General features: G+C 23.0%; 6 protein-coding genes. 2 read left to right on the forward strand and 4 right to left on the reverse strand.

Translation table 4 applies throughout. The annotated features are described in order from the left end of the window. Positions 1-78: 78 nt before the first annotated feature. The 4 genes from ACXX84_RS03925 to hrcA are packed head-to-tail and all read right to left on the reverse strand — an operon-like array spanning position 79 to position 4,476. Positions 79-1,182, reverse strand: a complete 1,104-nt coding sequence (locus ACXX84_RS03925; RefSeq protein WP_458572946.1) for an exonuclease domain-containing protein — start codon at positions 1,180-1,182, stop codon at positions 79-81. Next, complete coding sequence (argS, locus tag ACXX84_RS03930; RefSeq protein WP_458559487.1) at positions 1,182-2,792, reverse strand: arginine--tRNA ligase; 1,611 nt, start codon at positions 2,790-2,792, stop codon at positions 1,182-1,184. Before argS ends, ACXX84_RS03925 begins: the two co-directional genes overlap by 1 nt. A 1-nt stretch (position 2,793) precedes the next feature. Beyond that, positions 2,794-3,459 (reverse strand): nucleotide exchange factor GrpE, encoded by a 666-nt coding sequence (locus tag ACXX84_RS03935; RefSeq protein WP_436358731.1) that lies wholly within the window; start codon positions 3,457-3,459, stop codon positions 2,794-2,796. 24 nt (positions 3,460-3,483) lie between these two features. Further along, positions 3,484-4,476, reverse strand: coding sequence for a heat-inducible transcriptional repressor HrcA (hrcA, locus tag ACXX84_RS03940; RefSeq protein WP_436358730.1), 993 nt, complete (start codon positions 4,474-4,476; stop codon positions 3,484-3,486). A 645-nt stretch (positions 4,477-5,121) separates the two neighbouring features. Between hrcA and ACXX84_RS03945 the strand changes: the two genes are divergently transcribed. Beyond that, positions 5,122-5,325: a hypothetical protein gene (locus ACXX84_RS03945; protein ID WP_458572947.1), complete on the forward strand. Its 204-nt coding sequence runs from the start codon at positions 5,122-5,124 to the stop codon at positions 5,323-5,325. A gap of 116 nt (positions 5,326-5,441) precedes the next feature. Then, positions 5,442-6,014, forward strand: coding sequence for a hypothetical protein (locus ACXX84_RS03950; protein WP_458572948.1), 573 nt, complete (start codon positions 5,442-5,444; stop codon positions 6,012-6,014). The last annotated feature ends 55 nt before the right edge of the window (positions 6,015-6,069 follow it).

Here is a 6,069-nt window from a genome sequence, read left to right on the forward strand (position 1 = left end):
TTTCTTAATTAAAAAAACGTTTTCGCCACAATATAGGGCAAAAACGGAATTTTATTTTAAAAAAGATATGTGCTTTTATTAATTACCTTTTAATTTTCAAGTACCATCATTTAGTCTTTCAAAATCACTAGTAACAGTTAATAATCTGTATAACTCACCACGTTTTTTTTGTAAAACTAATTCTTTTTCTTCGTGTGTAAATTCACCTTTTTCAAATCATTTTTTTTGAAGTTTATTTTTTACAAAAGTAAAGATATCTTCAAATTGCATATAGCTTTTTGTTGATAAAACTTCTACTGATAAACTGATCATTGTGTCCATTTCTTGCTCCTTATTTTTTATTTTTTCTCATTTTGCATTTTTTATAAAAAAATTACATTTTCCTACACTTTTCTTTAATTTATAATCTCAAACATAGTCAATACAACCTCAACCGATGTATTTTTGTATTAATTTCTTACCACAAATTATACATTGTTTATAGTCAAATATACATTTATTTAAAAAATATTTTCTTTTTCATTCTTTTAATTCTTTATCTTCTCTATTGTTTACAATGGCATTTTCAAGTCTTTCTTTTGCATTAATCAACTCTTCAAACACTAGAGTTTTATTATAAACTTCAAAAGTTATTATGCAATCTTTGAGTGCTCTGTGAATGCCTTGATTATCTACTGAAAATAAATTTGACAGAAAATTTAAAGAATAAGAATCTGTATTAAAGAAAACTTTATTAAATGATTGAAAGTAAAAACCAATATCTATCATTTTGTTAGGAAATTTTTCTAATTCACGAGATTTATAAGATTTTTTTATTGTACGGAAATCATAATGCATTCCATTAAAAGCATAAAGATTTAAATTCTCAATAAAAATTTTAAATTCGTTTAAAACCTTTATTGCATCTTCACCTTTTTCCTTTATTTCTTGGTTAGAAATATTATTGTATCAACTTATAAAGTTATTTACAAAATCAGGTGGTTGTTTAATTATTTTGGAAAATGTATCAATAATTTTGTTGTTTTTAACTTTGATAGCACCAATTTCAAGTAGAGTGCCAACATCATCACAACCTTCTAAATCAAAAATAACATAGCTATCTTTAAATAGATTTGGTAGTTTTTTGGATTTAAGAATATCTAAACGTTTTTCTTCAAATATTTGTTTATTTAAAGTTTCCATTACATTCTTTCTGGGGTAGAAACACCAATAAGTTTTAGTCCAGTTTCTAGAACAATCTTAACAGCTTTAGAAAGTGCTAATAAACTCTCTTCATTATCAGAATTTAAAATTTTAGAATTTGAATAAAAAGAGTTAAAGTCTTTAGCTAATTTAATTAAATATTCGGGCAGTAAGTGAATTTTGTAGTTACTGCTAATTTTTTTAATTAAATCTGGAAAATCTTTTAAAGTATTAACTAATTTAATTTCATTTTCATTATTAAAGCTTGAAGCTAATACTTCTTTATTATTTGCTTTACTAATTAATTGATTTGCTCTAGCATAGGCATATTGAATCATAAATACAGGGTTTTTTTGACTACTTTCTAATGCAAGTTCAACATCAAAGTCTAATCCTGAATTTTCTGTTCTATCAATCATAAAGAATCTTACTGCATCTTTACCAACCAATTCAATCAATTCTCTTGCTGTAAAGGTAATTCCTTTTCTTTTGGACATTTTTAATTCTTGTCCATTTTTCATTAATCTAACAATTTGACAAGTTAAAACTTTTAACTGTTTTTGAGAATCAAATCCTAATTGATCGATTGCAATTTCCATTCTTTTTATATAACCAATATGATCAGCACCTCAAATATTAATTAATTTGGTAACTCCATCATTTCTTGTTAATTTATCATTATGATACGCGATATCTGGTAAAAAGTAGGTAAAAGAACCGTCTTTTTTGATAAGAACTCTGTCTTTATCATCTCCGTATTTTGTAGTTTTTAATCAAAGCGCTCCATCATGTTTATAAGTGTTTTTTAATTTCTCTAAAGCAAGTTTGATTTTGCCATCTTTATAAAGAGTTTTTTCACTAAAAAAGTTGTCAAACTTAATTCCAAAAAGACTTAAATCCCTTTTAATTTGACCGAGCATTATGGAAGTTGATGCTCTCTTAAAAAAATCTCTAGTTTCTAAATCATTAATAGAACTATTTACGTATTTATCTTTATAGTGTTTTATGATTACGTGAGCAGCTCATTTTATATCACTACCTTTATAATAATCTTCTTTAAATTCTACTTTTTTACCAAAGTGCTGTAAGTATCTTGCAAAAACAGATTCAGCAAGTAGATCAATTTGATTTCCAGCATCATTAATATAATATTCTTTTATAACTTTGTTACCAGCAAATTCTAAAATATTAGCTAATGTTGCACCAATTGCAGCCCCCCTTGCGTGCCCAAGGTGTAAAAAACCAGTAGGATTTACAGAAACAAATTCTAAGTTAATAAATTGATTTTCTTTTTGTTTTCCGTAATTTTGATTTAATTTTAAAATATTATTTACTTCTTCTACATAAATATTATTTTTTACGAAAAAATTAATAAATCCAGGTTTTGCTACTTCTATTTTAGAAATAGAATATTTTTCTTTGTTTATTTTGGAAACAATTAAATCAGCAATCTCTAAAGGATTTTTATTTAGATCTGATTTAAGAGTCATTGCTAAGTTTGTTGAATAATCACCAAATCCCTTGGATTCAGTTAATATAATATTTTTTTCAATTTTTAAATCATTTAAAACGTCTTTTAAAGATTGAATAATTTGTTCTTTTGTATTCATTCTATTTACCTACTACTACTGAAGCAGGTTTGATTACTCTATCATAAAGTTTATAACCATTGCTTTTAACACTAATAATTTTATCTTTTAGTTGTTGGTTACTTTCAAGTTCAAAAACTTCGTGGATTTCTGGATTATAACTTTCACCAACAGAAGGTTCAATTTTTGTAATACCAAAATCTGCAAAAATTAATTCAATTTGTTTTAATAACATTGAAAAACCTTTAACATAGTTTTGAACTGCAGAGTTATCTTGTTTTTCTCCTGCTTTAATTGCTAATTCAAAGTTTTTTAATGGAATTAAGAATGATTCAAAGAATTTTTGAATTCCATATTTTTTTATATTAGTTAGTTCTAGTTCATATTTAGAAGATGTTTCATCTTTATGTTTTTGAATTTCTTCTTTTGCTTTTTGTTGAAGTTCAATTGCTTTTTGTTTTAATTCTTCGTTATTTTTATCTAATTCTAGTTTGAGTTTAGCAATTTCTAATTCTAAAAGAGAGGTTTTAATTTTGGTTTTTTCTTGTACAGAAACAGAGTCATCTTTTTTATTATTGTAATTTCTTTTATATCTAAAATTTCTTTTTGTTCTTTTGTGTTTAACGTTTTCAGTATTATTGTCTTTTGATTCAACTTTTTCTTGTTGTTTTTTAATATCTTTTTCCATTTCTCTCCTTAAAGTAATATAAAGTTATATTTCTTTTTTGAGAAATTTTTCCAATAGATTAAGTGCTGCTAAAACTTTAGAATAATCTAATCTTGTAGTTGGAGCTACAACACTAATTTCTTTATTTATATTCTCGTTTTCAAGTTTTTTAGAAATAAAAACAGCTTCTTGTGATTCAATTTGAATTTTTATGTTTTTTTCTTCATCCAATTTATTTTCAATAGTTTCTCAAATTGATTTTTTTTCTATTAAATCTAAAATTTCACTTAATTTTTCTCTCGATATATCTCTAGATAAAATTAAATTATTTTTATTATAAATTTTTGATTCAAATTCATTTTTAAAATTAAAAATATTTTGCATAAAGGTTTTTAAAACATTATCTAAGTTTTTTATTTCTTTAGCCAATATTGGAACTAAAATTTCTACAATTTTTTGGATTTCATTTAACGCCACATTAATTAATCTTTCTTTGAAAATCCTTATAGCTATTTTTATGTCTTCTTTTTCTACTTCATTTGAAAAAGAAACTATTTTGTTTTCTACTTTTCCTGTTGAAGTTACTAATACAATAACTCCCATAAAGTTATCAATTGCAGTGAATTGAATAGATCTTAATCTTTCAGATCCTAAGGGTTCTGATGTTATAACGGTAATACCGACAAATTCTGATATTAATTTTGCTGCTTCTTCAAGTGTTTTGTCAATAGATATTCTTCTTTTAGCAAAAATATCGTTTAGTTTTTGCTCTAGATCTGCATCGGTTTGTGAAGTTAAATTTTTAGCATAATATTCATATGCTTTTAAAGTAGGAATTCTCCCACTGGAAACATGAGATTTTTCAAGAAAACCATCTTTTTCAAGTTCAGCCATTATGCTTCTTATTGAAGAAGAAGAAGCATTAATTTTATATTTTTCTTTTAGTGATTCTGAACCGATTGGTTCCCCTGTTTCAATGTAACTTTCAATTATAAATTTTAAGTAAGATTTCTTTTTAGCGGCGCTCTTATGTTCCATAATAAAAATTATATTCTAATTTCTTTTTTTTACAAACTTTTATTAAGTATTTTTATTAAAACAGAAATAATTTGTCACCCCAATTACCAATATAAAATGTCACTTTTTATAATTATATGTTAATTGAATGATATCATAAATTATCAATTGTATAAATTTAATCATTTTACTTACAACATCATTTTTTTATTATAGAAGAGGGACATTTTGATTGATAATTTATAAAAAAATAATGTAAAAATTTAGTAAGTAAAATGTAATTAATTGGAGTATTCAAAAAACGTTTTACCGTATAAAATGGGCATAAACGGTTTTTTCACTATTTAAACTGGGAAAGAAAAAGAGTTTTATTTTTTGATAAATTATGAACAACTATTTTATAAAAAAATCTTTTAATAATTGTTATAGGTGAAAAATTATCTTTCTATTTTCCTTTAGCATATCTATTAAGTATTTATTAACGTTAATACTTTTGTTGTGTTTGACTTATTATTGCAAATAAGTATTATAAAAGTAATAAAAAAACACTATCTAATAGTGTTTAATTATCTTGTATGCACAAGCCGGTTTTCCTATATTAAATTTATTATAACACAATCTCCCAAAATATTTAAAAAATTTTTGTAAAAATTATAAAATATTATTATGAGTAAAAAATTTCTTAGTTATAAAGACCAATTGAAAAAGTTAAAAAAAGAAAAAAATATAATAATTGACATTGAAGAAAATAAAGCAATAGAAATTTTAAAAAAAGAAAATTATACAAACGTTTTCTCTTTTAATAAAGAATGGTTGACAGATTTTAATAGTAAGAATGAATTAAATATAACCAACAAAAAAAAGAATTAAATGTTAATTTTTTATTATAATTTATTAAAAAAACAATAAGAAATAAAGTTAAACATCTTTATCCAAAAAAAATTAATTTCTCTTATTTGGTTAAATATAGAGCAAAAGAGAAAAAATTGTATACTTTTTTATATAATAAAATTAGAGATATAGAACTTGAATTAAAAACAAAAGTATCTTATTTTATAGGTAAAAAGGATAAAAATAATACAAATTGGATAGAATGACTTTATAAAATATCAGATAAAGAAACTGAAATTTCTTTTGAACAATGAAAATTTAAAAAATTTAATCCTTTTGAGATAAAAAATGAGACGTTTAATGCCAATATTTGATTTGCTATTAATGTTTTAACTTTAGGAACTATTACTGAAATTATAAAAACTATTTTATCATCAAAAGATGAAGAAATAACTTTTAATATTAAAAAAGAATTTTTATTTGAAATTTTTGATAAAGATAAAGTAGACAAAATAAGCAATGAAAAAGAATTAAAAACATTTTTATATAACCTTAACAACTTTTTCTTTCCAATATTAAAAAGATTAAGAAATTCAGTAATGCATTTTGAAAATATTAATGCTTTTTTTCAAAAAGAAAGAATACAAATAATAAGAAAATCAAAAAAAGAGAAAAAATACATTTTATTTAAAAATACAAATAATAATAAAAAAGCAGAATTTTTATAAGATTAAACAGGGACATAAATTTGGGACACCAAATTTATGTTTTTATTTAAGGAGA

It is taken from the genome of Mycoplasma sp. AC157 (assembly GCF_054343415.1).